Below are 26,394 nucleotides of genomic sequence, written 5' to 3'. Positions count from 1 at the left end.
ATGCCCGCGATCGGCCTGTCACCTTTCGATTTCAGGACATCCTTCTTCCATGCGTCTTTTCAACTTGTCCCTGTTGGGACTCTGCGTTGCCCTGGCCGCCTGCCAGAGCGGTGAGCGGCGCACGCCCGCTGTAGCCGCTCCGACGCTGACGATCGGCGCTACCGTGGTCGCCACTGAAAGCACTCAGTGGCTGGCGCCGCTGGCGTTTCTCGCCGACGCCCAGCGCCTGCAGGTGGCGCATAGCGGTTTGCAGGTGATCGGTCGCGACGGCCAGATTCTCAGCGAACTGCCGGGCCGCTTCGAGACCCTCGATCATCGTGTCGATTCCGATGGCGTGCTGGTTGCCAGTCTCGACCGCAAACGCCAGCAGGCGCTGCTGACGCGCCTCGACTCCGCGCGGCAGTGGAGCGCGCCGCGTTATCTGCCGAAAACCCGTTTCGCCATCGAAGGCCTGTGCCTGTACCGCGACAGTGCGCGCAACGACTTCCTGTTCCTGGTTGGCGAAGAGGGCACCGGCGAGCAGTGGCTGGTGGCCGAGCAGGGGCGCCCGCTGGCCGAACCGGGCCGGGTGCGAACCCTGAGCCTGCCGCCGCAGAGCGGTTTCTGCCAGGTCGATGACCGCAGCGAGAGCCTTTACGTGAACGAAGAAAACGTGGGGCTGTGGCGCTATGACGCCGGTGCGGAAGCGCCACTGGTGCGTGAGCCAGTGGCGCTGGTCGCACCCTTCGGTGAGTTGCGCCAGAAGGCCACCGGCATGGCGGTATCGCCGGATGCGCTGCTGCTGGTCGATGCCGGTGCTGCCAACCTGCACCTGTATCAGCGCAGCGCCTCGCAGTGGCAGCGCGCCGGTGTGGTCAGCCTGGCGGGCCTCGATGAGCCGGAGCAGGTCAGCGCCCGCGTGACTTCGCAGGGGCTCGATCTGTTGCTGGTCGACGACGCAGGCGCGCGCAGCGCCTCGCTGAACTGGATGCCTCGGCGCAGCGAACCACAGCCGAGCATCCCGGTGCTCGCGCCCCTGGTGCAGACCGATGGCGTGCCCAGCCTTGGCGATGCGGCGGACGATCCGGCGATCTGGATTGACCGCGCGCACCCCGAACGCAGCCGTGTGCTGGGCACCGACAAGAAGGGCGGCCTGCTCGCCTACAACCTCGCCGGCAAGCAGGTGCAGAGCCTGCGCGTCGGTCGCCTGAACAACGTCGACGTGCGCCCCGGCTTCCAGCTGGGCGAACGCCAGGTCGATCTGGCCGTGGCCAGCAACCGCGATCACAACAGCCTGCATCTGTTCGCCATCGACCCTGCCAGCGGCGTGCTCGCCGACATCGGTCAGATCGCCACGCCGCTCGCGGAGATCTACGGCTTGTGCCTGTTCAAGGATCGCCAGGGCGCCATCCATGCCATCGTCAACGACAAGGACGGCAGCTTCCTGCAGTACCGCCTGGGCAGTGTGAACGGCAAGGCCAGCGGTCAGCTGGTGCGTCGCTTCAAGACCGAGACCCAGCCCGAGGGTTGTGTGGCCGATGACCGTAATGAGCGCCTGTACATCGGTGAGGAAGACGTCGCTGTGTGGGCGCTGGATGCGCGCGCCGAGGCGCCGACCACCTTCGATCAGGTGATCGCCGTCGGTGGCCCGGTCAAGGACGACATCGAGGGCATGGCGCTCTACCACGGCGAGCAGCGCGATTACCTGGTGATCTCCAGCCAGGGCAACGACAGCTACGTGGTGGTCGAGGCGCAGGCACCGTACCGCCTGCGCGGCAGTTTTCGCATTGGCCTGAACGCCGCGCTGGGTATCGACGGCGCATCGGAGACCGACGGTCTGGACGTCACCTCGGCCAGCCTCGGCGGGCCCTGGAGCGCCGGCCTGCTGGTGGTGCAGGACGGCCGCAAGCGCATGCCCGAAGGCAACCAGAACTACAAGTACGTGCCCTGGACGGCGGTCGCTGCCGCGTTGGACCTGGAGTGAGACGAATGGCGTTGCGCCTGTCATCAGTGCGCAACGTGCTGGTCTTCCAATGTGAGCCCACGGGCTCGAGCAACTGAAGGAAATCCGTGATGCAAAACCAAGCCCACCTCGAACACATGACCGTCTGGGGCCTGATCAGCGAAGCCAGCATCGTCGTGCAGGCAGTGATGCTTTGCCTGGTGCTGGCCTCGCTGGCCAGCTGGTACCTGATCGTCCAGCGCGGCGCCGTGCTGCGGCGTAGCGAGCAACTGGCCAAAGCCTTTCTCAAGCGCTTTCGTACCGACGAGATCGGTGGCCTGTATCGCGAAGGCAGCCAGCAGGACCTGCCGGCCGAGGCCGCCCTGCAACGCATCTTTCTGGCCGGCTACCAGAGCTTCAGCCAGCTGCAACCCCATGCCGGCAACAGCCCGGAAGCGGTGCTCGACGGTGTCGAGCGCAGCCTGGCTGTGGCCATCGCCGAGCAGGAAGAACGCCTGGAGAAGGGCCTGCCATTTCTCGCGACGGTCGGCTCGGTGAGCCCCTATATCGGCCTGTTCGGTACCGTGTGGGGGATCATGAATTCTTTCCTGGGCCTGTCCCAGGTGCAGCAGGCCACGCTGTCCACCGTCGCCCCGGGCATCGCCGAAGCACTGATCGCCACCGCCATCGGTCTGTTCGCAGCGATTCCAGCGGTGATGGCCTATAACCGTTTCTCGGCGCGTAGCCAGACGCTGATCGCCCGTTACTACGCCTTTGGCAACGAGTTGCAGGGCCGCCTGCACCGTCGCCTGAACGGCGCGGCGCCGAGCATGGCCGCGGCAGCCTGAGGAGGAGAGCGCAATGCTGGTTCGACCGAAGCACAAGCATGGCCTGAAGGCCGAGATGAATGTGGTGCCCTATATCGACGTGATGCTGGTGCTGCTGGTGATCTTCATGGTCACCGCGCCGATGCTGGTCCAGGGCGTGCAGATCGAATTGCCCAAGGTGGCGGCCGAGGCGCTGCCAACGCCGGGTGAGCAGCGCATCGTCACCCTGTCGGTGAAGGAGGACGGCAGCTTCTACTGGAACCTGGGCAGCGAGGTGAACGTCGAGGCGCAGACCGACAGCGCGGTGGACAAGAACGAGATGCGCGAGAAGATCGCCGCCCTGGTCGCCGCCAGCCCGGATACCAAGGTGTACGTGCGCGCCGACCAGAACGCCGACTACGCATCGGTGGTGACCGGCATCGCCGAACTGCAGCGTGGCGGTGTCAGTCGCCTGGGCCTGATCACCGAGGCGCCTTGAGATGAACGGTCTGACCCTGGAAATACCCGCATCCCGTTTCGTCTGGCCAGCCTGGCGTGAACACGGTTTTGCCTTCGGGGTGGCGTTGGCCCTACATGCCGGCCTGGCCTACGTACTGCTCAACCTGTCCCACCAGGCGCCGATGCCGGCACCGGTTTCTGCGGTGCTCACCACCCAGTTGATCACCTTGCCGGCGCCCGTGGTAGCGCCGGTTGTGCCGGTGCTTGCCGAGCCACCTGCACCAGCGCCTGTCCCGGTGCCGGAACCTGAGCCGGTGGCCCGGGCGCCGGTTGTCGAGCAGGCCGATCTCGCCTTCAAGCGGGTGGAGCAGGAACGTCGGGAAAAAGCCCGCCAGGTGCAGCGCGAGCGCCAGCAGCGTGAGCAAGCGCTACGTGAGGAACGTCTGGCCCGTGAGGAGCAGCAGCGGCAGGCGTTGAGGGAGCAGCAACTGGCCCGGGCCCGTCAGGCCGAAACCGAGCGCCAGGCTGCGGCAAATGCCGCAGCCGCCGCGGCTGCAGGTGCCGAGGCGGAGGCTGCCAGCCGCCAGTACCTGCCCATCGCCAAGCAGGCACCGGATTACCCCGCGCGCGCCCTGGAGCGCAAGATCGAGGGCGAATGCACCGTTGCCTACACGGTCACTGCCGCCGGCCGCGTTGAAGACCCGCAGGTGGTGGGCAGCTGCCACCCCATGTTCGTCAAAGCCTCGCTGGCGGCTGCAAAAACCTTCCGCTACCAACCTCGCGTGGTCAATGGCCAGGCGGTGGCGGTGGCCAATGTGAAGAACACCTTCAGCTACCGGATACAGTGAGCGCGGCTATCGCTTCAGAACAACGGCCGCGAGGCCAGTTCGAGGCCGAGCAGGATCAGGAACGCCATGAAGCACTGACGAAAGCGCACGGGGCTGATCTGCGCGCGCAGCCGTTGGCCCAGCCACATGCCAAGCAGCGCCGGGACGATGGCCGCGGCCGAGGTACCGAGTTGGCTGACTTGAAGCGCGCCGTGCCAGTAGAGCCCGATGGCGAGCGCCAGGGTGGACACGCTGAAGGACAGGCCCAGGGCCTGCACCAGCTCGTCGCGGCTGAGGTTCAGCGAGCCCAGGTAGGGCACCGCCGGCATCACGAATACGCCGGTCGCGCCGGTCATCACACCCGTTGCCAACCCCACCACCGGAGATGCCCAACGCTCCAGCCGCGCCGCCATGCGGAATGCTGGCGCGAGCAGTGCGTAGAGCGCGTAGGCGATCAACGCGATGCCCAGCCAGAACCCCGACCAGAGCGGATTGGCCACCACCAGCAAGGTCGAAGCCGCGAGCGTGCCGAGCACGATGCATAGCATCATCGGCCACAGGCGGCGCAGCAGGGGCCCGAGTGCAGGGCCGCCAAACAGCTGCCAGAGGTTGGTCACGAAGGAGGGGATGATCAGGATCGCCGCCGCCGCCGCAGGCGCCATCAGCGTGCCCAGCAGGCCCATGGCCACGGTCGGCAGGCCCATACCGGTCACGCCCTTGACCAGCCCCGCTGCCAGGAAGGTGCCGATAAGAAACAGCAGGTAGAACGTGGCGTCGTGCATGGGCGAGGGCTCGATTGAGTGGTTGGTGCAATTGAAGCCGCTCCCGGCACCCGGCACAATGCGGAAAACTCAGTGCAGCCTTCGGAAAAACCAGAGGAAGAGAGGCCCCGATGCGACTCGACCTGGCGGATCTTCAGCTGTTTCTGTGCATCGCCGATGCCGGCAGCATCACCGCGGGCGCGGCACGGGCCAACCTCGCCCTGGCGTCTGCCAGCGAACGGCTGCGCAAGATGGAAGGGGCCGTCGGGGTGACCTTGCTGGAGCGGCGCCCGCGCGGTGTGATCACCACCGAGGCCGGTGAGGCGTTGGCCCATCACGCCCGGCTGATGTTGCGCCAACAGCAAGCCTTGAACGACGAGCTGCAGGACTATGCGGCAGGGGCGCGGGGCTCCCTCGATCTGTATGCCAATACCGCCGCGCTGACGCTGTTCCTGCCGGGCCGGCTGGCGCCCTGGCTGGCCGAACGGCCACGCCTGCATATCGAGCTCAAGGAGCGTACCAGCGTGGATATCGTGCGCAACCTGGCCTGCGGCCTGGCCGAGGCGGGCATCGTGTCCAGTGCGGTCAGCGCCGAGGGCGTGCAGCTGCAACCGGTGGCCAGGGATCATCTGGTGTTGATCGCCGCTCCGGGGCACCCCCTCGCGCAACGCGGCACCCTGCCGTTCGCCGAGGTGCTGGGCGAGGCGTTCGTGGGGCTGGGCCAGGCCAGTGCGCTGCAGGATCACATCAACGAGCAGGCGCGGCTGGCCGGTCGACCACTGGACCTGCGCATCCGCATGAACGGCTTCGAAGCGCTTTGTCAGATGGTCGCCCATGGCATCGGCCTCGGCATCCTGCCCCAAGGCATCGCCCGGCTGCACAGGCGCCGCTACGGCCTCAAGGTGATCGCCCTCGACGATGCCTGGGCCCGGCGCGAACTGTGCCTGTGTTTCAGGGACTGGAACCAGCTGTCGAGGCCGATGCGCAGCCTGCTCGCCCATCTGGGTGGCGGGCCCGTGTCGCCGGGCGGCGTGATCAATCGTTGAGCCACAGGTGGCTATCCCGGCGATGGGATGACCACCACGGCAACCGTCAGCGTGTGACTTGGCCAGTGGCGTGGCCGGCGCGTCGTTGGCCTCAGGCTCGAGGCCCCTGAGCTCGACGCGCTTGATCTTGCCGACGATCACTAGTAGCTGAACGCCGCACTCAGCGAGTTACCGCAGCGCAGCAGGCCCCGCAGATCACGCTGACGATGTGGCTGTGAATGCGGCCAGAGAAAGGTGCTGCCTGCATAGATCCATAGAGATCCGGAGGCAAGCACTGGCGCGCTCCAGGCACGCGCAAGCCCCAGAAAATACGTTTTTTTTACGCGCCTGGGGTTTTTCGGAATCGATAATTTACAGCCATTCCAACGAGACTTTTCGGACCACGGGATCCCCCGTATCCGAGGAGTGAAAGATGAACGTTCTCGATGGGCTATCGCTGCTTCTGGTTGCCGGCCTCTTCGTCTACCTGCTGCATGCGCTGCTCCAGGCAGGCAGGGAGTGAATGCCATGACGCTACAGGACCTGATGCTGCTGGTCGCCTTCTTCGCGCTGGTGCTGCTGCCCGCGCCCTGGCTGGGCAAATTCATCTACAAGGCCATGGAGGGGCAGCGAACCTGGCTGCAACCGATCCTCGAGCCGGTCGAGCAGTGCATCTACCGCTGCGCCGGCATCAGGCCGGGCCATGGCCAGAGCTGGCAACAGTACGCCGGTGCGGTGCTGGTGTTCTCGGCCCTGAGCCTGCTGGTGCTCTTCGCGCTGCTGATCGGCCAGGGCCTGCTACCCCTGAACCCGCAGGGCCTGCCGGGCGTGGAGTGGACCCTGGCCTTCAACACCGCCGCCAGTTTCGTCGGCAACACCAACTGGCAGGCCTACAGCGGCGAAGCCACCCTCAGCTACCTGAGCCAGATGGCCGGCCTTACCGTGCAGAACTTCCTCAGCCCGGCGGTCGGCCTGGCGGTACTCGCCGCGCTGGCCCGTGGGATCAGCGCACGCTCGTCCCACAGCCTGGGCAACTTCTGGGTCGACCTGACCCGCGCGACCCTCTATGCGCTGCTGCCGCTGAGCACCCTGCTGGCGCTGTTCCTGGTCTGGCAGGGCGTGCCGCAGAGCTTCGAGGCCTACGTCAACGCCACCACGCTGCAGGGCCAGGAGCAGAGCATTCCCCTCGGCCCGGCAGCCAGCCAGATCGCCATCAAGCAGCTGGGCACCAACGGCGGTGGCTTCTTCGGCGTCAATTCGGCGCACCCGTTCGAGAACCCGACGGTGTGGAGCAATCTGTCCCAGGTCGTGTCGATTCTGCTGATCCCCGCCGCACTGCTGTTCACCTTCGGCCATTACGTCAAGGACATGCGCCAGAGCCGCGCCTTGCTGGCCTGCATGCTGGTCCTGTTCGTGACCGGCCTGGGCGTTGCGCTCCACGCCGAATACCAGCCCAACCCGGCGCTCGCCGGCCTGCCGGTCGAGCAGGCGGGGTCGCTGGAGGGCAAGGAGAGCCGCTTCGGCGTTGCCGCCTCGATTCTCTGGGCGGTGGCTACCACGGCGGCCTCCAATGGCTCGGTCAACGCCATGCACGACAGCCTCAGCCCGCTGGCCGGGATGATCTCGATGTCCAACATGATGCTCAGCGAGGTGGTCTTCGGCGGCGTCGGCGCAGGCCTCTACGGCATGATGCTGTTCGTGCTGATCGCCGTGTTCCTGGCCGGCCTGATGATCGGCCGCACGCCGGAATACCTGGGCAAGAAGCTTGATGCCCGGGAGGTGCGCCTGCTGGTCGCCACGCTGATCGTGATGCCCGTGGGCGTGCTGGTGTTCTGTGCCCTGGCGGTCGGCCTGGCCGGGCCGGCGGCGTCCATCAGCAACCCCGGCCCCCACGGGTTCAGCCAGGCGTTGTACGCCTACACCTCGGCCACGGCCAACAACGGTTCGGCGTTCGCTGGCTTCGGCGCCAATACGGCCTTTCACAACCTGATGCTGGGCTTCGCCATCCTGCTGGGGCGCTTCGGTTACATCCTGCCGATCCTGGCGATCGCCGGCAGCCTGGCGGCCAAGAAGCAGGCCCCGCTCGGGCCGAACAGCTTCCCCACCCATGGCCCGCTTTTCGTGACCCTTCTGGCCCTGACCATCCTGCTGGTCGGCGGCCTCACCTTTTTACCCGCCCTGGCGCTCGGCCCGATTGCCGACCACCTCGGCGCGGCCCTGTAAGGCGGAGCGAACATGAACATGCATACTCAGGCGCCCGTGGGCGCTGCGGCTGACACCACGGTCCGTGCGCTGTGGCGCCCGGCCTTGAAGCAGGCCTTCGTCAAGCTCGACCCACGCCAGCTGACCCGCTCCCCGGTGATGCTCACCGTGGCGCTGACGGCGCTGGTCACCACCCTCCTGTGCGTCATTCCCAGCGACGCGGTGAGCACCAGCTTCACCCTGCAGATCGCCCTGTGGCTGTGGTTCACCGTGCTGTTCGCCAACTTCGCCGAGGCCCTCGCCGAAGGCCGTGGCAAGGCCCGGGCGGACAACCTCAGGTCGGGCAGCGAAGGCCTCACCGCCCGCTACAGGACGGCTCACGGCTACTTCGAGCAGGTGCCGGCCTCGCGGCTGCGCAAGGGCGATGTGGTGCGCGTCGATGCCGGGGAGCTGATACCTGGTGATGGCGAGGTGATCGAGGGTGTCGCCGCGGTCAACGAGGCGGCCATTACCGGCGAGTCGGCACCGGTGATTCGCGAATCCGGCGGCGATCGCTCGGCAGTGACCGGCAACACCCAGGTGGTCTCCGACAGCCTGATGATCCGCATCACCGCCAACCCCGGCGAGTCGACCCTGGACCGCATGATCGCCCTGGTCGAGGGCGCCAAGCGGCAGAAGACTCCCAACGAGATCGCCCTGGACATCCTGCTCATCGGCATGACGCTGATCTTCCTGCTCGTGGTGGCGACCCTGCAGCCCTTCGCCCGCTACGCCGGTGGCGACCTGCCGCTGGTGTACCTCGCCGCGCTGTTGGTGACGCTGATTCCCACCACCATCGGCGGCCTGCTGTCGGCCATCGGCATCGCCGGGATGGATCGCCTGGTGCGTCTCAACGTGATCGCCAAGTCGGGGCGCGCGGTGGAAGCGGCGGGGGACGTGCACACCCTGCTGCTCGACAAGACCGGCACCATCACCTTCGGTAACCGCCGCTGCAGCGCGCTGTTCCAGGCACCTGGCGTCACCACGCCGCAGCTGACCCACGCCGCGCTGCTGGCATCGCTTGCCGACGACACGCCGGAGGGCAAATCGATCGTCGACTACCTGCGCGCCCTGCAACCCATCGACGAGCCGCGCCGCGAGAGCCTGGAGGTGGTGCCATTCAGCGCGCAAACCCGCCTGTCCGGCGTCGACTACCAGGGCATTCGGTACCGCAAGGGTGCCGTGGATTCGGTGCTCAACTGGCTCAGCCTGACGCGAGACGAGATGCCCCAGGTGCTGGCGCGGGAAGTCCAGCAGATCGCGCAAAGCGGCGGCACTCCGCTGCTGGTTGCCAGCGATGGTTGCCTGCTCGGTGCCATTCACCTGAAGGACGTGATCAAGCCCGGCATCCGCGAGCGTTTTTCCCAGCTGCGCCGCATGGGCATCCGCACCGTGATGGTGACCGGCGACAACCCGCTGACCGCCGCGGCGATCGCTGCCGAGGCGGGCGTCGACGACGTCATCGCCGAAGCCACGCCGGAGAAGAAGCTGCAGCGCATTCGCAGCGAGCAGGCCGACGGCAAGCTGGTGGCCATGTGTGGCGACGGCGCCAACGACGCCCCTGCGCTGGCCCAGGCCGACGTGGGCCTGGCGATGAACGATGGCACCCAGGCCGCCCGCGAGGCCGCCAACCTGGTGGACCTGGATTCGGACCCGACCAAGCTGCTCGACGTGGTGCAGGTCGGCAAGGAACTGCTGGTCACCCGCGGTGCGCTGACCACCTTCTCGATCGCCAACGACGTCGCCAAGTACTTCGCGATCCTGCCGGCGCTGTTCGCCGGTATCTACCCGCAGCTCGGCGCCCTGAACCTGATGCAGCTGCACAGCCCGCAGAGCGCGATCCTCTCGGCCATCGTGTTCAACGCGCTGATCATCGTCGCGCTGATTCCCCTGGCCCTGCGCGGCGTGCGCGTGCAGGCCGCCGATGCGTCGAGCCTGCTGCGCCGCAACCTGCTGATCTACGGCCTCGGCGGCATCGTCGCGCCGTTCGTTGGCATCAAGTTGATCGACCTGTCGATGGTCGCCCTGGGATTGGTGTGAGGAGATGAACATGAACGCTATCCAGCAACCCGTCAGTTGGTTCACCCATCTGCGCCCGGCCGTCGCCACCCTGGCACTGATGACGCTGATCACCGGTGCGGCCTACCCGCTGTTCGTCACCGTGGTGGCGCAGAGCGCCTTTCCCGAACAGGCCAATGGCAGCCTGTTGCAAGACCCGAGCGGTGTCGTGCGCGGCAGCCGGCTGATCGCGCAGAAGTTCGAGGGCGACCCGTGGTTTCACTCCCGTCCTTCCGCCGGCGACTTCGCCACGGTCGCCAGCGCGGCGAGCAACCTGTCGTTCTCCAACCCGGCATTGGCCGAGCGGGTCTCGAAAGAGGCCGCTGATCTGGGTGCCAACGCACAGGCGCCGGCGCCCCTGGCCCTGGTGACCACCTCGGGCAGCGGGCTCGACCCCGACCTGCCCGTGGCTGCCGTGCTCTACCAGCTGCCCCGCGTGGCGGCGGCGCGGGGTATCGACCCGCAGGTGCTGCGCGGGCAGGTGCAGGCCCTGGCGCAGCGCCCGGCCATCGGCCCGGCCGTGGTCAACATCCTCGACCTCAACGCATCGCTCGCCGAGCTGGCAGGGGATCGGGCGCGATGAACAGCACCCAGCGAGCAGATGCCCTGCTGGCTGACCTGCCGCGGGACGACCGTGGCAGGCTGAAGATCTTTCTGGGCGCGGCGCCGGGGGTCGGCAAGACCTACGCGATGCTGCAGGCCGCGCGCCGCCAGCAGGCGCTGGGCGTCGAGGTGCGCTGCGGGATCGTCGAGACCCACGGGCGCAGCGAAACCGCCGCGCTGACCGTCGGCCTCAGCCAGCAGGAGCCGCGCGCCGTGCCCTACCGCGGCATGACCCTGGCCGAACTCGACCTCGACGGGTTGCTGGCCATCAGGCCCGACCTGGCCCTGGTCGACGAGCTGGCCCATAGCAACGCCCCGGGCAGCCGCCACACCAAGCGCTGGCAGGATGTGCAGGAGCTGCTGTCGGCGGGGATCGACGTCTACTCGACCATCAACGTCCAGCACCTGGAAAGCCTCAACGATCAGGTGCATGCCATTACCGGCATCCGGGTGCGCGAAACCGTGCCGGACTGGGTGATCCAGGAGGCCGACGAGATCCTGCTCATCGATCTGCCGCCCCGGGATCTGCTCGAGCGCCTGCGCGAGGGCAAGGTCTACGTGCCGGAGCAGGCCAGGGCGGCCATCGATGCGTTCTTCAGCCAGACCAACCTCACCGCGCTGCGCGAGCTGGCGATGCAGACCGCTGCGGCCCGGGTGGATGCCGATCTCGACCGCCGCGCGCTGCAGCACGGCGACGCCTTGCCGGCGGTGCGCGGCCGGTTGCTGGTGGGCATCCAGGGCGACGAGTGCGCCCAGGCGCTGGTGCGCTACGCCAGCCGCGTGGCGCAGCGGCGTCACTTGCCCTGGACAGTGGTGCACGTCGATGCCGGCACGCCCGTCGACGACCGCTGGCGCCAGCGCCTGCAGGCGGCCTGCCAGCTGGCCGAGCGGCTCGGCGGCGAAGTGGTCACGCTGCGCGGCGAGCCGGCCAGAAGCCTGGTCGAGCATGCCCATGACCGACGCGCCAGCTCGATCCTGATCGCCCGCGGCGAACCGCGCGCCTTCTGGCGCAGGAATCTGGCAGCACGCCTGCTCGCCCTTGGCGCGGGCCTGGAAATCAGCGTGCTCGATATCGCCTCTGAGGCCCGTGACGACCGGCCGCGCCCGCCGCCGCAGCTGGCCTGGCGGCCCTATGCGCTGGCCGCCCTGGTCAGCGTCGCGGCGACCCTGGCGGCCATGGGGCTGACCCACGTCCTGGAGCTGCCGAACGTCGCCCTGGTATTTCTGTCCGCCGTGCTGGTGGTGGCGGTGCGCAGCAGCATCGGCCCGGCGCTGAGCTGCGCGGTACTGTCGTTCATCGCCTACAACTGGTTCTTTATCGAGCCCCGGTATTCGCTGACGATCGACCGCCACCAGGACCTGCTGTCGCTGTTCTTCTTCCTGTTCATGGCCGCCCTGACGGGCAACCTGGCCTCGCACCAGCGCCGCCAGCTGCAGAGCCTGCGCGAAACCCAGGGCGCGACGGTGGCGCTGCTGGAGCTGTCGCGCAGCCTGGCCAGGGCGACGGATCGCCAGGCGGTGATCAGTGCGGCGGTCACGCACCTGCAAGAGCGCATGGCCATGGATTTCCTGATCCTAGGCCGAGGTGAGCACCAGCAGTGGCGCACCCAGAGCGGCTTGCAGGCCGAGCTGGGCGAACGCGACGAAGCGGCCGCCGATTGGGCCTGGCGCCATAGGGAGCCCGCCGGCCTGGGTACCGACACCTTGCCGGAGTGTGCCTGGTGGTGGTTTCCGCTGACCGACGAAGACGGCCCGCTCGCCGTCCTCGGCGCTCGCCCACGCGGGGGCGGCGCCCTTACCGCCGTGCAGCGCCGCGCGCTCACCGCGCTCAGCCAACCCATCGCCCAATCCCTGGCCCGTGCGCGCCTGGCCGAGAACCTCGAGGCCGCTCGCCTGCATGGCGAAACCGAGCAACTGCGCAGCGCCTTGCTGGCCTCGGTCTCCCACGACCTGCGCACACCGCTGACCGCCATGCGCGGCTCGATCGACAGCCTGCTCAGCCTGGGTAGCGTCATCCCGCCCGCCGAGCGCATCGAGCTGCTGGAAGGCACCCGCGACGAAGCCGAGCGGCTGGACCGCTACATCCAGAACCTGCTGGACATGACCCGCCTCGGGCACGGCGGCCTGAAACTCTCCCGGGACTGGGTGGCGCCCGGCGATATCGTCAGCAGTGCGGTCAATCGCCTGCGCCACGTGCTCAGCGACCTGCAGCTCAGCGTCAGCGTGCCGCCCGACCTGCCGCTGCTGCACGTTCACGCGGCGCTCATCGAGCAGGCGCTGGTCAACGTGCTGGAAAACGCCGCGCGCTTCTCGCCGGAGGGCGGTCGGGTCACGGTCAGCGTCGCCCATGACGAGCGCGAGCTGGTGTTGCGCGTGGCCGACCAGGGCCCGGGCATTCCCGCGGCCGAGCGCGAGCAGATCTTCGACATGTTCTACACCGCGGCGCGCGGCGACCGGGGCGGCAAGGGCACCGGGCTTGGGTTGGCCATCTGCCGGGGCATGCTCGGTGCCCATGGGGGCCACGTCGAGGTGGCAGACGGTGACGATCGGCGCGGCACGGCCCTGTCGCTGCACCTGCCGCTGGCCAGCAATGCCGGGGTGGCGGGAGGCGCCGGTGAATGAGTCGCCGCGCATTCTGGTGATCGACGACGAGAAGCAGATCCGCAAGCTGCTGCGCATCAGCCTCGCCACCCAGTCGTTCACCGTGCTGGAGGCCGCCACCGGGGCCAAGGGCCTGACGCTGGCGGCGATCCAGGCGCCGCACCTGGTCATTCTCGACCTGGGCCTGCCGGACATGGACGGCAGCGAGGTGCTGCGCGAGCTGCGCGCCTGGTCAGAGGTGCCGGTATTGGTGCTGTCGGTGCGCAACAGCCAGGAGGAGAAGGTGCGCCTGCTGGATCTGGGCGCCAACGACTACGTCACCAAGCCCTTCGGCATCCAGGAGTTCATGGCCCGCGTCCGTGGGCTGCTGCGCGCCTCGTCGGACGAGCTGATGCTGCAGCCCGCCATCCGCCTGGGGCAGCTGTACGTCGACCTGTCCCAGCGCCTGGTGACTCTGCGCGGTGTGGCGATCAGCCTGAGCAGGAAGGAGTACGGCGTGCTGGAGATTCTCGCCCGCAATCACGGCCGCATCGTCACCGCCGAACAGTTGATCCGCCTGGTCTGGGGCCCCAGTCACCTGGGCGACAGCCGCAGCCTGCGCACGGCGGTCGGCCGGCTGCGCCAGAAATTCCAGGACGACCCGGGTGCCTCGCGAGTGATCCAGACCATCGTGGGCGTCGGTTACCGCTTGATCGATGAGGAACACTGAGCGCAACAACCCCGGCCGCGCAGCCGCCAAGGCGCGCGGCGTGCAATTTGCGCCAAACCGTGCCTGTGCGCAGAGCAGATCGCGTTCGCCAAGCAGATGATCGGGCAGGGCCGCTCGGTCAGCGAAGCTGCCAGCAAGCTCGGTGTACATCGCTCGACGCTCTACCGGGCGCTGGGACGGGTGAAGCAGCCCGCGCGCTGAGTGGGGTGCCGGTTTTCAAGAACGGTGCGAGTCGACCATCTCGGCTGAGGCGACGAGTCGGTCGAGCGCCTGCCGGTCCATCTGGTAGGCCACCCATTTGTCGTCGGGCTTGCCGCCAAGGCGGGCATAGAAGGCTTGCGCGCGCGCGTTTCCCCGCAGCACATCCCATTTCAGCCGCCCCGCACCCTTGCGCTGCGCCAGCAGGGCGACCCCCTGCATCAGCGCCTGGCCCAGCCCTGCGCGGCGATACCCTTCGCGGACGTACAGCTCCTTGAGCAGCAGGGTGGGGCGCAGATCGAAGGTGAAGGGGATTGCCAGCGCCACGGCATAACCGGCCAGGTGGCGCCCGACGTCGGCCACCAGTACCTCGCACTGGGCATCCGGGCCGAAAACGCGGCTCAGCAGTGCCTGCTCATCGACCCTGAAGTCATCGAGGTAGTCCTCGAACTCGGCCAGCTCGCGCATCAGGTCGAGCAGCACGGGCACGTCCGCAGGTTCGGCCGCTCGAACGGCATCGTGGGGGCTTAGCATGCGCAGGAAATGGCGGAGGCCGGCGCGGCTTGCTCTACGTTCTCGCCAACCAGCGCCAGGCCCTCGTCGAGCCAGCCGGTCACCCCACCGAGCATTTCCTTTACCCCGTAGCCGAGGCTTGCCAGGCGCAGGGCCGCGCGGTGCACCCCGTTGCAGTGGGGGCCGGCGCAGTAGACGACGAACAGCGTCGAAGGGCTGAAGGCTGCCAGCCGCTCGGCTGTGATGGCTGCGGTGGGTATATTGATGGCACCGGGAACATGGCCGGCGGCATAAGCCTCGGGGCCGCGCACATCCACCAGCAGGTAGTCGACATCGCCGCGCTGTTGGCTGCGATGGACATCCGAGCAGTCGGTTTCGAAACGCAGCCGATTGCCGAAATGCGCCTGCGCTTCGGCACAGGAGGCGGTGGGGATTTCGCTGATCAGACTTGGCATGGTGGTAGCTCCTGGTTAACGGAGCGTCCACTTTAGTTAACGCGCCAGGCGCGCTACAGTGGCGCAATCGACATTGACCGGTAGTTTTCCGCCAAATGAACCGCGACCCGGGCCTGGTGGCCGTGCTGGCCTATGACGGCTTGTGCACCTTCGAATTCGGCATCGCCGTGGAAATCTTCGGTCTGCCGCGGCCGGAGTTCGATTTCCCCTGGTACCGGTACTGCATCGTCGCCGTGGACCCGGGGCCGATGCGCGCCTTGGGCGGCATTCAGGTAAGCGCCGATGCCGGTCTCGAGGCGCTGAGCGAGGCGCGCACGATCATCGTGCCGGGTTGGCGTGACCGCAACGAGCGACCGCCGCAGCCGCTGATCGATGCGCTGCGCACGGCCCACGGCAGAGGCGCGCGGCTGCTGTCGATCTGCTCGGGGGTGTTCGTGCTGGCGGCTGCCGGGCTGCTCGATGGCCAGCGCGCCACGACCCACTGGCGCTACACGGATGAACTGGCAGCCCGCTTCCCCGCGATCGCTGTCGACCCGGCGGTGCTCTACGTCGACAGCGGCCAGGTCATCACCTCGGCCGGTAGCGCAGCCGGCATCGATGCCTGCCTGCATCTGGTGGAGCGCGACTTCGGCGCCCATGTCGCCAATAGCGTGGCACGCCGCCTGGTAATGGCCCCGCAACGCTCCGGTGGGCAGGCCCAGTTCATCCCGGCACCGGTTGCCCAGGCGCCCAGGGACGATCTGTCCGCGGTGCTCGAGTGGGCACGTCAGCACCTCGGCGATCCCCTGACGGTGAGCCAACTGGCGGCCAGGGCCTTGATGAGCGAGCGCACCTTCCTGCGGCGTTTCAGCGAGGCCACCGGCATGACGCCCAAGCGCTGGCTGCAGCATGCGCGCATGGCCCAGGCCCGCGCGCTGCTGGAAAGCACGGGCCTGAACAGCGAACAGATTGCCGAGCGCTGTGGGTTCGCCTCGGTGGAAAGCTTTCGCGTGGCGTTTCGCAAGCTGGTCGGCCTGGCTCCGTCGTTCTACCGCGAGCGCTTCGGACAGCGACAGGCGCGGTCGGTCGAAGGCTGATCCCACCGCTCGCCTGCCTAGGGTCTGTTGACGTTCCAACGCGAGCCGCGTTACCGCGAGAAATCTCGCCAGGCCGGGCGGCGATCCGCTAGGCGGAGGACGCAGGCAATGGACTAGCCGTCCGCGTTTTCCCTTGCCAAGTCCTCCAACGACGCATGGCGAGATTTCCCGCACAACCTAGGCGGCCCCATCCGTAGGGCCGGGCGTGAAACGTCAACAGACCCTAGGCTTCGGGCGGTGGCGAGCAATTGGTATCGGGCGGTCGATGCTCCATACTTCGCCTTCGTCTTGGAGGTGGAGTTGATCATGCAAAAGCCTGGGGCTGGTACCCGAGCTGCTCAGGCAGACCGCACCCGCACGGCCATTCTCAAGGCGGCGGTCAAGGTGTTCAGCCGGCAGGGCTACGCCGGGGCGCGCACCGAGCAGATCGCCAGCCAGGCGCAATGCAACGAGCGGATGATTTACTACTACTTCGGCAGCAAGGACGAGCTGTTCGTCAGTGTGCTGGAGCATATCTACGCCCAGTTCAACCGCGCCGAGGCGCGCCAGCGCTTCGATCTGACGGATCCCCGGCAGGCGATCCGCGATCTGGTGGCCTTCACCTGGAACCACTACCTCAAGCACCCGGAGTTCATCACCATCCTGGGGACGGAAAACCTGCTGCAGGGCGTCCATGCGCGCAAGTCGAGCAACCTGCGGGCACTATCCGGTACGACGGTGGGGATGCTCGAACCCATCGTCAGGGCGGGGCAGGAGCAGGGGCTGTTTCGTCAGGACATCGATATCCGCCACGTCTACCTGATGATCGCCTCGCTCTGCTACTTCTACAACTCGAACCTGCACACCCTGAGCTGCTTTCTCGACGATGCGCTGGCCTCGCCGAAGGAGAAGCAGCACTGGCTGGCATTCATCTGCGACCTGGTGCTGCGCGGCCTGGCGCGAGCGGGCGAGGGCGTCTAGGCTGCGTCGTCAGTGGCTGCCTGGGTTGGCGCGCACGTGGGCAACCCTCTCCGGCAGGTTCTTCCAGGCCGGTTGGTCGCCGGCGAAACGCTGGCGCAGGTAGCCGGCCAGGTCAGCCACCTGGCGGTCGCTGAGGTTGTCCTTGAATGCCGGCATGTAGCCCAGATCGGGCGTGGCCGGCTTGTCGATCCCGTGCAGGATGACGTTCAGCAGGTTGTCCGGCACCGCGCTGTGCACGTTGCTGTTGACCGCCATGGACGGGCTGACGCCGAACAGCTGGGGGCCGTTGCCGTCGCTATGACAGGCCTGGCAGGCACCCTCGAAGATCCGCTGGCCACGGTTGAGGGAGAGGGTGTCGATGCCCGTGGCGGCGACCGCTGTGGTGCTTGTTGTGGTGCCGGTATCCAGTGAAACCAGGTAGTGGGCGATGGCCTCCACATCGCTTTTCGGCAAGGTCGCCAGTTCGCTGACCACAGGCCCCATGGGCCCGGCCGCCACGCCGTGCTGGCTGGAGAAGCCGCTGCTCAGGTATTCGCTCAGCTCGGCTTCCGTCCAGGGTACGCCGCTGCTGCCCAGGGCATTCAGGGCCGGGGCCTCCCAGCCATCGACCATGCCGCCGGCCAGAAAGGCCTTGCCGGTTTTCTCCGCGCCCAGCAGGTTGCGCGGCGAGTGGCAGGCGGCGCAGTGGCCCAGGCCGTTGACCAGGTAGGCGCCGCGGTTCCATTGTTCGGTGCGGCTGGTATCGGCCTGGTATTCGCCACGGCCGAGAAACAGGGCGTTCCAGCCGGCCATCAGCGGGCGGATGTTGAACGGAAAGCTCATCTGGTTGGCGGGGGCGGATTGCTTTACCGGCGCCTGGGACATCAGGTAGGCGTAGAGCGCCTGCATGTCGGTGTCGGTGATGGTGCGAAAGGCGGTGTAGGGGAAGGCCGGGTAGAGGTGCCGGCCGTCGCGGCTGATGCCTTCGCGCATGGCGCGTTCGAAGGCGCCGAACGACCAGGTGCCGATGCCGGTTTCCCGGTCCGGGGTGATATTGGTGCTGTACAGGGTGCCGAACGGCGTCTCCATCGCCAGGCCGCCGGCGTTGGACGCGCCGTCCGGGGCGGTGTGACAGACGGCGCAATCGCCAGCCGCTGCCAGCAAGCGGCCACGCTCCAGCGTCGCGGCGGACCAGGTGCCCGACGCCGCGGGCGCTACCGGAGCGATTTCGGCGCGCCAGGGCATGGCGGTGGCCAGTAGGCCGAGGGCGGTGCCGAATACACCCGCCAGGCCGCCAAGCCACCATTTGCTGCGTTTCTTGCCGGTTGCGGTGGCCGGCGTGTCTGCGCCGGGGGATCCGCCGTTGAGGGCGGCGCGGACGCGTTCAGCGGTGATCGGCAGTTCGCGAAAGCGCAGACCGGTGGCGTCATAGATGGCATTGGCGATGGCCGCGGCGCTGGGCACCGAGGCCGACTCGCCACTGCCCATGGGCGGCTCGCTCTGGCGCGGCATCATCATCACGTCGATGGCCGGCACTTCCGGGAAGGTGAGGATCGGGTAGGTGCCCCATTCGCTGCTGGCCACCTTGGATTCCTCGAACTGCACCTGCTCCTTGAGCACCCGGCTGGTGGACTGCACCACGTTGCCGTGGATCTGATGGCGCACGCCGTCGGGGTTGATCATCATGCCGGCGTCGTGGCCGATCACCACGCGGGTCACCGCCACTTCACCGGTGCGCTTGTCCACCGCCACGTCGGCGACCCAGGCTGCCCAGGCCGCGCCAAAGCCGGGGAACTTGCTGTGGATGTAGCGCGCGTAGGCGAAGCCGCGACCGCGCAGCACGTCACCCTCGGAAGGGGTCTGCTGCGGTTGGGTATGGGGTTGCCAGTCGGCACGCTTGGCCGTGGCTTCGATCAGTTCGCGGGCCCTGGGATCATCCTTCAGATGCTGCAACCGGTACTGCACGGGATCGACGCCAGCGGCGAAGGCCAGCTCGTCGATATAGGACTCATGGGCGAAGCTGTTGGGCAGCGCCGAGACACCGCGCATCCAGGAGGCGCGTACCAGCGGTGCCATGTCGTTGATGGTCACGCGCATGTGCTCGTAGTCGTAGGGCGGTATCGAAGTGCGGTCGCCCATCTCGAACATCATTGGCAGCGGCTCGACCCGGCCGGTCAGCAGCAGGGCCAGGGTCGGCGCGCCGTTGGACGGGTAGCTGGTCTGGAAGTCGTAGGCGCTGATGCTGCCATCGGCGTTCAGGCCGCCATCCACTTCCATCAGCTGCGCGGTGCCCTTGGGCTCCCACACGTGTTCCTGTTCGCGGGTCAGCTGCACGCGTACCGGCTTGCCAACGGCGCGGGAGAGCAGCAGCGCATCGGCGCACACATCATCGGCGCAATTGCGGCCGTAGCAGCCCGAGGCCTCCATGCGAATGATCTCGATGCTGCGTTCATCGCACTCCAGCAGCCAGGCCAGGTCGGCGCGCAGCAGGTGCGGGTTCTGCGTGCCGGACCAGACCCGCGAATGTTGCTCGCCGTAGTCGGCCAGGGCGCAGGACGGGCCGATGGAGGCGTGCAGCTGGTAGGGCCACAGGTAGGTGCGGGTGAGGCGTTGGTCGGCGTCCTGCAAGGCCTGCTCGACGTCGCCCTTGTCCAGCACGGTGCGGGCGATACGCGGGTTGTCGCGAATGGCCTGGGCGACATCACGCAGGTCGGGCAATTTTTGCTGCCAGGGTTTCCACTCGATGCGCAGTTGCTGGGCGGCGCGGATGGCTTGCTCTTCGCGCTCGGCGACCACGCCGACGAAGTCGCGGATCACCACCACGGCGACGATGCCGGGAAGGTCGGCGATGGAGCTTTCATCCACCGCCAGCAGGCTGTTGCCGACGAAATCACCGCTGTCGTAACCGGCATAGGGCGGGCGAATGACGCGGCCGTGCAGCATCCCAGGCAGACGCATGTCGTGCACGTAGATCAATTCGCCGGTGGCCTTGGCCGGGATGTCGACGCGGGCCGCGCCCTGGCCGACCAGGCGGTATTCGCTGGCCGGTTTGAGCGGTGCCTCGCCGCTGATTTCCAGGCGAATATGCCCGCCGGTGAGCAGCTCACCGAAACCCAGCTGGCGGCCATCGGGATGGGTGAATACACCCTCCTGAAGGGTCAGTTGTTCGCCTGGCGTTTGCCAGCGTTCACCGGCCAGCTGCAGCAGGTGACGGCGGGCTTCGGCGGCGGCGTTGCGCAGGGGCACGGCGCTTATCTGGATGGTCGCGCTGGCGATGGTGGCGCCCTGGTTGGGCGCGCGCTCGGTGTCGCCCAGTACCATCTCCACCTGATCCAGCCGCAGGTACAGCTCTTCGGCGACGATCTGTGCCAGTGAGGTGCGAATACCCGTGCCCAGGTCCACGTGCCCGTTGAAGGCGTACACCTTGCCGGTTCCGGTGATGGCCAGGAACAGGCCCAGCTCCTTGGGCTTGAGCGTGGCGCTCTGGCCCTTGGGCATGGGGCCGGACGGTGGCTGGATGGTATCGACGACCAGCAATACGTCGGGCTGGGCCAGCCATTGCTCGAGGGTCAGCTGCATGGGGTGTCTCCGTGCGGGGCGGCCGGGCGGCCGGCGGCGCGCAGGGCGGCGCGCATGATTTCGACGTGGGTGCCGCAGCGGCACAGGTTGGCGGACAGCTCGCGGCGCAGCTGTTCGTCACTGGGGTAGGGGTCGCGCAGCAGCAGGGCCTTGATGGTCATGATCATGCCGTTGAGGCAGTAGCCGCATTGCGCAGCCTGCTCGGTGATAAAGGCCTGCTGCACCGGATCAGGGCACTGGCGATTGCCAAGGCCCTCCAGGGTGGTCACGCTGCGGCCTACCGCACCGCCGACGGGAAATACGCACGAGCGGGTGGCACGGCCATCGACGATCACCGTGCAGGCGCCGCATTCACCCAGGCCGCAGCCGTACTTGGGGCCATTGAGGGCCAGATCATTGCGCAGAATGTAGAGCAGTGGAGTCTGCGGCTCAGCGCTGAGCTGCACCGCCTGCCCGTTTACCTGCAGGTTCAGGGTCTTTTCCATGGATGCCTTGCTGCCTTGTGTGCCCGAACCCGGCGTTACCGCAATACCCAGGAAACAGGCTTTTTGTTCGTTAAGTGCTTACTTCATGAAAAGTGCTTTGTGCTACGCAAGGAATGGGCCAGCGGAGGGTGGTTTGGGTAAATCGGGGAGAGGCGCCAGCTAGCTAACTGCGATTCCCGCAGAAAATCTTGAGTGCTATGCCTGCAAGTTGGAGGGAACTGCGACTGATCGGCGTTTGTGGGAGTGCGCCATGCGCACGAATCGCGGGTATGGACCGACGGAGCGGCCGGCGTTCCGGTCCGTCCTACGGGCTGCTAGTTGATTGTCACGGTTGCGGGGCGACGGTGCGCCAATTGGTGGGCTGAAGCCCACCCTACCCGAAGGTGCGCGGCTGTAGGGTGGGGCGGGCGGCGATCCGCTTCAGCCCACCAGAATCGAACGGCCGCTATCGACGCACTGTTTGTCGCAAGTAAACAGCTTGCGGCTTACTCGCCGCTGTCGTTCATCTTGCGCAGCAGGTAGAGGATGGCGATGCGTTCGCCAGGGTTGAGGCTGCCCATGGTCAGTTCGCTGATCTGCTGGGCGCAGGGGATCATGGCGGCGAGCAGCGCGCTGCCGGCAGTGGTGAGTTCGACGATGACCTTGCGCTTGTCGCTGGGGTCCGGCGACAGGGCGACCAGGTCGCGGGCCTTGAGGCGATCGACGATGCCGCGAATGGTGGCCTGATCCACCGCCGTGGCCTTGATCAGCTCGGCTTGCGAGCTGGGGCCATGGTCGCGCAGGGCGCACAGGGTGACGAACTGGATGGAGGTGAGTTGGGCGTCGCAGGCGTTCTGCTGAAAGATCGCGGTATGGCGCTGGTAGGCCTTGCGCAGCAAGTGGCCGATCTGTTCGGTGACCTGATAGGTGGTGGCGGACGAATCGTCGATCGACATGGGGGAAATTTCGCTTACAGGCGCAGGGCGCCGAGTATAACCGCGCAGGCCGGCAAGGTGTGCGCCTCGCCGGCTTGCGGGTATTGAGGATCGGCAGCTGGCGCGTTGTCAGCTGGCCTTCGATTCCTCCGGGTAGACCACGTCGCCGGCCAGCACCACGGCCCGGTCATCGAGGTAGATATCGCAGCCGCGCAGCGGGATATCCAGGTGGCACGGCGTCTTGCGGGTGCCGCCGACTTCGGTGTTCGGGCCGGTGGAGAACAGGAAGTTGCCGTAGAAGGCGCGGGCGTCCATGCACATGCCGTCGTTACGGTCGTGCAGGCCCATGGCGGTCCACTGGGCGCGTGGCTGCAGGCCCCAGCCGATATGGGAAATGCCGTAGACCTCGGGGTCCTTGAAGTACTTCAGGTAGTCGCGCAGGTACTCGGCTTCGAAGCCGCCGTGGATACCGGTGATAAAGCCCTTGTCGATCTCCAGCGTGGTGCGCTCGCGGCAGTAGTTCTTGAACGGCAGCACGATATCGCCGACATCCAGTACCAGGGTGCCCTGGGCGGTTTCCTCGTTGGGCCAGCTGAACAGAAAGCCGCTGGGCCAGTGATCCCAGCGCCCCGGCTCGTCGGCGAACCCGTATTCGGTCACCGCCGGGTACTGCCCCAGCTCGGCATGGAAGTCGCTGCCCGCTGCCGAGCGTACGTGAATGCGACGTGCCTGCTTGAGCAGTGCCTCGCTGGCCAGCACGCGGCGCTTGTCCTCCTCGGTCGGCAGCATGCGTGCCAGCACTTCGGGCGGCTCCACGGCCAGCAGGATGCGCGTGCCGGTCTTGAGGATCTGCTCCTGCTCGGGCGAGTGCAGCAGCATCATGGTATCGACCACCAGGTCGGCGGCCTCCAGCGCACGTTGCGCCGCCAGGTTGCCGGTCAGGGCGGTGTCGCCGCAGTAGGCCGTCATGTCATTGCCCATGGCCCGCGGGTGATTGAAGGACGGCAGCTCCACGGCATACACCTTGGCTTTCAGGCGCTGCGCGGCATCCATCGCCGCACGCACGGTGCGCGGATTGGAATAATGGCTCTTGAGAATGGCCACGCTCTGGGTCTCGTCGACCCGCGAGAGGGTCAGCACCTGTTCGAACATCTGGGTCAGTTCACTATCGCTTACCGGCATGGCAGGTCTCCTGATTGGGTTGCTCGCTGTGCGCACCATCGTGGATCGGGCTGCTGGGTGTTGGTGCGTTTTTATAGAGTGTTCGCTCTATTTGCTTTCAATGAGACCCCATGCTGAAGCGCTTGGCAATCTTTCTGTTGAAACGTTACCAATCTACACAAATGCCGTTTTATTTGGTGTTTGTAAGGTTTTAGTTCTTTTTACGGCATTGAAAAAATACTTTCAGATCCATCTTCCCAAGTCAAAAATATAGTGCATACACTGTAATTGTCTTGCGGGCACCGTCCCGCTCAGTAGCCAAGAAGAGGAGAGATGCCCATGGGGGCTCAACAGAAAATCGCCATCGTCGGTGCCGGTCTCGGTGGGGCAGCCGCCGCCACCTTGCTGCAGCAGGCTGGCTTCGAGGTGACCGTCTACGAGCAGTCGCCAGAGTTCTCACGCCTGGGGGCGGGTATCCACGTCGGCCCGAACGTGATGAAGATCTTCCGGCGCATGGGGCTGGAGCAGCCGCTGGAGCAGATGGGCTCGCACCCGGATTTCTGGCACAGCCGCGACGGTATCAGCGGCGACTACCTGTCACGCATTCCCCTGGGCGAATTTGCGCGCCGCGAATACGGCGCGGCCTACGTCACCGTGCACCGCGGCGACATGCACGACTTGCAGATCAACAGCATCGCGCCAGGCACGCTGCAGTTCGGCAAGAAGCTGGAGACCATCGTCGACGAGGGCGACCAGGTGCGCCTGACCTTTACCGACGGCACCCAGGCCACGGCCGATATCGTGATCGGCGCCGACGGCATCCACTCGAAGATTCGCGAAGAACTATTGGGCGTCGAAGCACCGATCTACAGTGGCTGGGTCGCGCACCGGGCGTTGATCCGTGGTGAGAACCTGGTACGCCATGCCGACGTGTTCGAGCCCTGCGTGAAGTGGTGGACCGATGACCGCCACATGATGGTCTATCACACCACCGCCAAGCGTGATGAGTACTACTTCGTCACCGGCGTGCCCCACGAGGCCTGGGATTTCCAGGGCAACTACGTGGACAGCAGCCAGGATGAAATGCTGGCGGCCTTCGAGGGCTATCACCCGACGGTGCAGAAGCTGATCCGCTCCACCGAGGACATCACCAAGTGGCCGCTGCGCAACCGCAACCCCTTGCCGCTGTGGAGCCGTGGCCGGCTGGTACTGCTCGGCGACGCCTGCCACCCGATGAAACCGCACATGGCCCAGGGCGCCGGCATGGCCATCGAGGACGCGGCGATGCTCACCCGCTGCCTGCAGGAAACCGGGCTGACGGACTACCGCACCGCGTTCGAACTCTACGAGGCCAACCGCAAGGAGCGTGCCTCGCGGGTGCAGGCAGTCTCCAACGCCAATACCTTCCTGCGTACCCAGGAAGACCCGGCCTGGGTTTACGGCTATGACGTCTATGCCCAGCCGCTGAAAAGCGGGGTAGCGGCATGAGCACGCTGATCGGCGGCCGCAACGTACAGGCCAACGGCATTCGCCAGCACTACCTGCGTTACGGTGGCAAGGGACCGGTGCTGCTGCTGGTGCCCGGCATCACCAGCCCGGCCATCACCTGGGGCTTCGTTGGTGAGGTGCTGGGCCGCCAGTTCGACACCTACATTCTCGATGTGCGCGGCCGTGGCTTGTCCTCCAGCGGGCCGCAGCTGGCCTACGACACCGACACCTGCGCCGCGGACATCATCGCCTTCGCCGCCGCCCTGGGCTTCGAGCGCTACAGCCTGCTCGGCCACTCGATGGGCGCGCGCTTCGCCATTCGCGCTGCGGCAATGGGCGCCGACGGGCTGGAGCGCCTGGTGCTGATCGACCCACCGGTGTCCGGCCCGGGTCGTCGCGACTACCCGAGCAAGCTGCCCTGGTACGTCGACTCCATTCGCCAGGCCGAGCAGGGCATGGACGCCGAGGCGATGAAGGCGTTCTGCCCGAGCTGGACGCCCGAGCAACTGCAGTTGCGCGCCGAGTGGCTGCACACCTGTTACGAGCCGGCCATCGTGCAGGCCTTCGGAGAGTTTCACAGCGTGGATATCCACCAGTACCTGCCAGCCGTGCAGCAGCCGGCGCTGCTGATGGTGGCCGGGCGCGGCGGGGTGATCGAGGCGGTCGACGAGGCCGAGCTGCATGAGCTCAAGGCGGATCTGCAGATCGTCCGGGTCAGCGATGCCGGGCACATGATTCCCTGGGATGACCTGGGCGGCTTCTTCGCTGCATTCGGCGATTTTCTCGGGCAACCCATTCACCACGAGGTGCTGCCATGAACAGGCTCTATCGCATCGGCCAGATCGTGCCGAGCTCCAACACCACCATGGAAACCGAGATCCCGGCGATGCTCAGCGCGCGCCAGGCCATCCGCCCGGAACGCTTCACTTTCCATTCGGCGCGCATGCGCATGAAGCAGGTGAAGAAGGAAGAGCTGGCAGCCATGGATGCCGAGTCCGACCGCTGCGCGCTGGAGCTGTCCGACGCCAAGGTCGACGTGCTCGGCTATGCCTGCCTGGTGGCGATCATGGCCATGGGCCTGGGCTACCATCGCCAATCCGAACAGCGTCTGCGCCAGGTGACCGCCGACAACGACGCCAACTCGCCGGTGATCACCAGTGCCGGTGCCCTGGTCGAGGCGCTCAAGGTGATGAAGGCCAAGCGCATCGCCATCGTCGCGCCCTACATGAAGCCGCTCACCGAACTGGTGGTCGACTACATCCGTGAAGAAGGCTTCGAGGTGGTCGACTGGCGTGCCCTGGAAATTCCCGACAACCTGCAGGTGGCGCGCCACGACCCGGCCAACCTGCCGGGCATCGTCGCCGGCATGAACCTGGAGGGCGTCGATGTGGTGGTGCTGTCGGCCTGCGTGCAGATGCAGTCGCTGCCGGCGGTGGCCAAGGTCGAGGCGCTGACCGGCAAACCGGTGGTCACGGCGGCCATCGCCACCACCTACTGCATGCTCAAGGCACTGGACCTGGAGCCGATCGTGCCCGGCGCCGGCGCGCTGTTGTCCGGCGCCTACTGAGGAGATCG

The 26,394-nt window shown here is 66.9% G+C and carries 24 protein-coding genes; 17 read left to right on the top strand and 7 right to left on the bottom strand.

Annotated features, from left to right (window positions below):
* The first annotated feature begins 49 nt into the window (after positions 1 to 49).
* The 4 genes from SA190iCDA_RS19495 to SA190iCDA_RS19480 all read left to right on the top strand — a co-directional run bounded on the left by SA190iCDA_RS19495 (position 50) and on the right by SA190iCDA_RS19480 (position 4,034).
* The gene (locus SA190iCDA_RS19495; protein WP_070885676.1) at positions 50 to 1,963 is read left to right on the top strand and encodes a phytase; all 1,914 of its coding nucleotides are present in this window, start codon (positions 50 to 52) and stop codon (positions 1,961 to 1,963) included.
* An 89-nt stretch (positions 1,964 to 2,052) separates the two neighbouring features.
* Positions 2,053 to 2,769 carry a protein TolQ gene (gene tolQ / locus SA190iCDA_RS19490; RefSeq protein ID WP_070885675.1) on the top strand — a complete coding sequence of 239 codons (717 nt, stop codon included), beginning with the start codon at positions 2,053 to 2,055 and terminating at the stop codon, positions 2,767 to 2,769.
* Positions 2,770 to 2,782: 13 nt separating this feature from the next.
* Positions 2,783 to 3,226 (top strand): protein TolR, encoded by a 444-nt coding sequence (tolR, locus tag SA190iCDA_RS19485; RefSeq protein ID WP_070885674.1) that lies wholly within the window; start codon positions 2,783 to 2,785, stop codon positions 3,224 to 3,226.
* 1 nt (position 3,227) lies between these two features.
* On the top strand, positions 3,228 to 4,034 hold the full coding sequence (locus SA190iCDA_RS19480) for an energy transducer TonB (protein WP_070885673.1): 807 nt from the start codon (positions 3,228 to 3,230) through the stop codon (positions 4,032 to 4,034).
* 14 nt (positions 4,035 to 4,048) lie between these two features.
* Here the strand turns inward: SA190iCDA_RS19480 and SA190iCDA_RS19475 are convergent, their stop codons facing one another.
* On the bottom strand, positions 4,049 to 4,795 hold the full coding sequence (locus SA190iCDA_RS19475; protein ID WP_070885672.1) for a sulfite exporter TauE/SafE family protein: 747 nt from the start codon (positions 4,793 to 4,795) through the stop codon (positions 4,049 to 4,051).
* Positions 4,796 to 4,905: 110 nt separating this feature from the next.
* On the opposite strand from SA190iCDA_RS19475, the gene SA190iCDA_RS19470 reads away from it, so the two are divergent.
* The 8 genes from SA190iCDA_RS19470 to SA190iCDA_RS19435 all read left to right on the top strand — a co-directional run bounded on the left by SA190iCDA_RS19470 (position 4,906) and on the right by SA190iCDA_RS19435 (position 14,212).
* On the top strand, positions 4,906 to 5,820 hold the full coding sequence (locus tag SA190iCDA_RS19470) for a LysR substrate-binding domain-containing protein (protein WP_070885671.1): 915 nt from the start codon (positions 4,906 to 4,908) through the stop codon (positions 5,818 to 5,820).
* 412 nt (positions 5,821 to 6,232) lie between these two features.
* Complete coding sequence (locus SA190iCDA_RS19465) at positions 6,233 to 6,322, top strand: potassium-transporting ATPase subunit F (protein ID WP_070885670.1); 90 nt, start codon at positions 6,233 to 6,235, stop codon at positions 6,320 to 6,322.
* 5 nt (positions 6,323 to 6,327) lie between these two features.
* Positions 6,328 to 8,022, top strand: coding sequence for a potassium-transporting ATPase subunit KdpA (gene kdpA / locus SA190iCDA_RS19460; protein WP_070885669.1), 1,695 nt, complete (start codon positions 6,328 to 6,330; stop codon positions 8,020 to 8,022).
* 12 nt (positions 8,023 to 8,034) lie between these two features.
* A complete protein-coding gene (kdpB, locus tag SA190iCDA_RS19455; protein WP_070885668.1) occupies positions 8,035 to 10,080 on the top strand; it encodes a potassium-transporting ATPase subunit KdpB in 2,046 nt (681 codons plus the stop codon).
* A 10-nt stretch (positions 10,081 to 10,090) separates the two neighbouring features.
* Complete coding sequence (gene kdpC, locus SA190iCDA_RS19450) at positions 10,091 to 10,681, top strand: potassium-transporting ATPase subunit KdpC (RefSeq protein WP_070885667.1); 591 nt, start codon at positions 10,091 to 10,093, stop codon at positions 10,679 to 10,681.
* Positions 10,678 to 13,323 carry a sensor histidine kinase gene (locus SA190iCDA_RS19445; protein WP_070885666.1) on the top strand — a complete coding sequence of 882 codons (2,646 nt, stop codon included), beginning with the start codon at positions 10,678 to 10,680 and terminating at the stop codon, positions 13,321 to 13,323. Before kdpC ends, SA190iCDA_RS19445 begins: the two co-directional genes overlap by 4 nt.
* On the top strand, positions 13,316 to 14,011 hold the full coding sequence (locus SA190iCDA_RS19440) for a response regulator transcription factor (RefSeq protein ID WP_070885665.1): 696 nt from the start codon (positions 13,316 to 13,318) through the stop codon (positions 14,009 to 14,011). Before SA190iCDA_RS19445 ends, SA190iCDA_RS19440 begins: the two co-directional genes overlap by 8 nt.
* 96 nt (positions 14,012 to 14,107) lie before the next feature.
* The gene (locus SA190iCDA_RS19435; protein WP_236100922.1) at positions 14,108 to 14,212 is read left to right on the top strand and encodes a helix-turn-helix domain-containing protein; all 105 of its coding nucleotides are present in this window, start codon (positions 14,108 to 14,110) and stop codon (positions 14,210 to 14,212) included.
* 15 nt (positions 14,213 to 14,227) lie between these two features.
* Here SA190iCDA_RS19435 and SA190iCDA_RS19430 read toward each other — a convergent pair whose 3' ends face one another.
* Entirely contained in the window at positions 14,228 to 14,692 is a 465-nt protein-coding gene (locus SA190iCDA_RS19430) for a GNAT family N-acetyltransferase (RefSeq protein WP_236100919.1), read from the bottom strand.
* 44 nt (positions 14,693 to 14,736) lie between these two features.
* Complete coding sequence (locus SA190iCDA_RS19425) at positions 14,737 to 15,177, bottom strand: rhodanese-like domain-containing protein (protein ID WP_070885663.1); 441 nt, start codon at positions 15,175 to 15,177, stop codon at positions 14,737 to 14,739.
* A gap of 95 nt (positions 15,178 to 15,272) precedes the next feature.
* Here SA190iCDA_RS19425 and ftrA point away from each other — a divergent pair, with 95 nt between their 5' ends.
* Together ftrA and SA190iCDA_RS19415 are read left to right on the top strand one after the other, a co-directional pair.
* Entirely contained in the window at positions 15,273 to 16,253 is a 981-nt protein-coding gene (ftrA, locus tag SA190iCDA_RS19420) for a transcriptional regulator FtrA (RefSeq protein ID WP_070885662.1), read from the top strand.
* 306 nt (positions 16,254 to 16,559) lie between these two features.
* Positions 16,560 to 17,213: a TetR family transcriptional regulator gene (locus SA190iCDA_RS19415; protein WP_070885661.1), complete on the top strand. Its 654-nt coding sequence runs from the start codon at positions 16,560 to 16,562 to the stop codon at positions 17,211 to 17,213.
* 9 nt (positions 17,214 to 17,222) lie between these two features.
* Here the strand turns inward: SA190iCDA_RS19415 and SA190iCDA_RS19410 are convergent, their stop codons facing one another.
* From SA190iCDA_RS19410 to SA190iCDA_RS19395, 4 genes are all read right to left on the bottom strand, one after another.
* A complete protein-coding gene (locus tag SA190iCDA_RS19410; protein WP_070885660.1) occupies positions 17,223 to 20,771 on the bottom strand; it encodes a molybdopterin cofactor-binding domain-containing protein in 3,549 nt (1,182 codons plus the stop codon).
* Entirely contained in the window at positions 20,762 to 21,256 is a 495-nt protein-coding gene (locus SA190iCDA_RS19405) for a (2Fe-2S)-binding protein (RefSeq protein WP_070885659.1), read from the bottom strand. The genes SA190iCDA_RS19410 and SA190iCDA_RS19405 overlap by 10 nt, the downstream gene beginning before the upstream one ends.
* A 485-nt stretch (positions 21,257 to 21,741) precedes the next feature.
* Positions 21,742 to 22,191, bottom strand: coding sequence for a MarR family winged helix-turn-helix transcriptional regulator (locus SA190iCDA_RS19400; protein ID WP_070885658.1), 450 nt, complete (start codon positions 22,189 to 22,191; stop codon positions 21,742 to 21,744).
* A 108-nt stretch (positions 22,192 to 22,299) separates the two neighbouring features.
* The gene (locus tag SA190iCDA_RS19395; RefSeq protein ID WP_070885657.1) at positions 22,300 to 23,352 is read right to left on the bottom strand and encodes a 2,5-dihydroxypyridine 5,6-dioxygenase; all 1,053 of its coding nucleotides are present in this window, start codon (positions 23,350 to 23,352) and stop codon (positions 22,300 to 22,302) included.
* Between the two features lie 318 nt (positions 23,353 to 23,670).
* Between SA190iCDA_RS19395 and SA190iCDA_RS19390 the strand changes: the two genes are divergently transcribed.
* From SA190iCDA_RS19390 to SA190iCDA_RS19380, 3 genes are read left to right on the top strand one after another with little or no spacing between them, the layout of a single operon-like run.
* On the top strand, positions 23,671 to 24,819 hold the full coding sequence (locus SA190iCDA_RS19390) for an FAD-dependent monooxygenase (RefSeq protein ID WP_070885656.1): 1,149 nt from the start codon (positions 23,671 to 23,673) through the stop codon (positions 24,817 to 24,819).
* Entirely contained in the window at positions 24,816 to 25,637 is an 822-nt protein-coding gene (locus SA190iCDA_RS19385; protein ID WP_070885655.1) for an alpha/beta fold hydrolase, read from the top strand. The genes SA190iCDA_RS19390 and SA190iCDA_RS19385 overlap by 4 nt, the downstream gene beginning before the upstream one ends.
* A complete protein-coding gene (locus SA190iCDA_RS19380) occupies positions 25,634 to 26,386 on the top strand; it encodes an Asp/Glu racemase (protein WP_070885654.1) in 753 nt (250 codons plus the stop codon). Before SA190iCDA_RS19385 ends, SA190iCDA_RS19380 begins: the two co-directional genes overlap by 4 nt.
* Positions 26,387 to 26,394 lie beyond the last annotated feature (8 nt).

Source organism: Pseudomonas argentinensis, assembly GCF_001839655.2.
Taxonomy (GTDB): Bacteria; Pseudomonadota; Gammaproteobacteria; order Pseudomonadales; family Pseudomonadaceae; genus Aquipseudomonas; species Aquipseudomonas argentinensis_B.
Note: the sequence above shows the minus strand (reverse complement) of the source record. Positions and strands in the feature narration are given on the sequence as shown.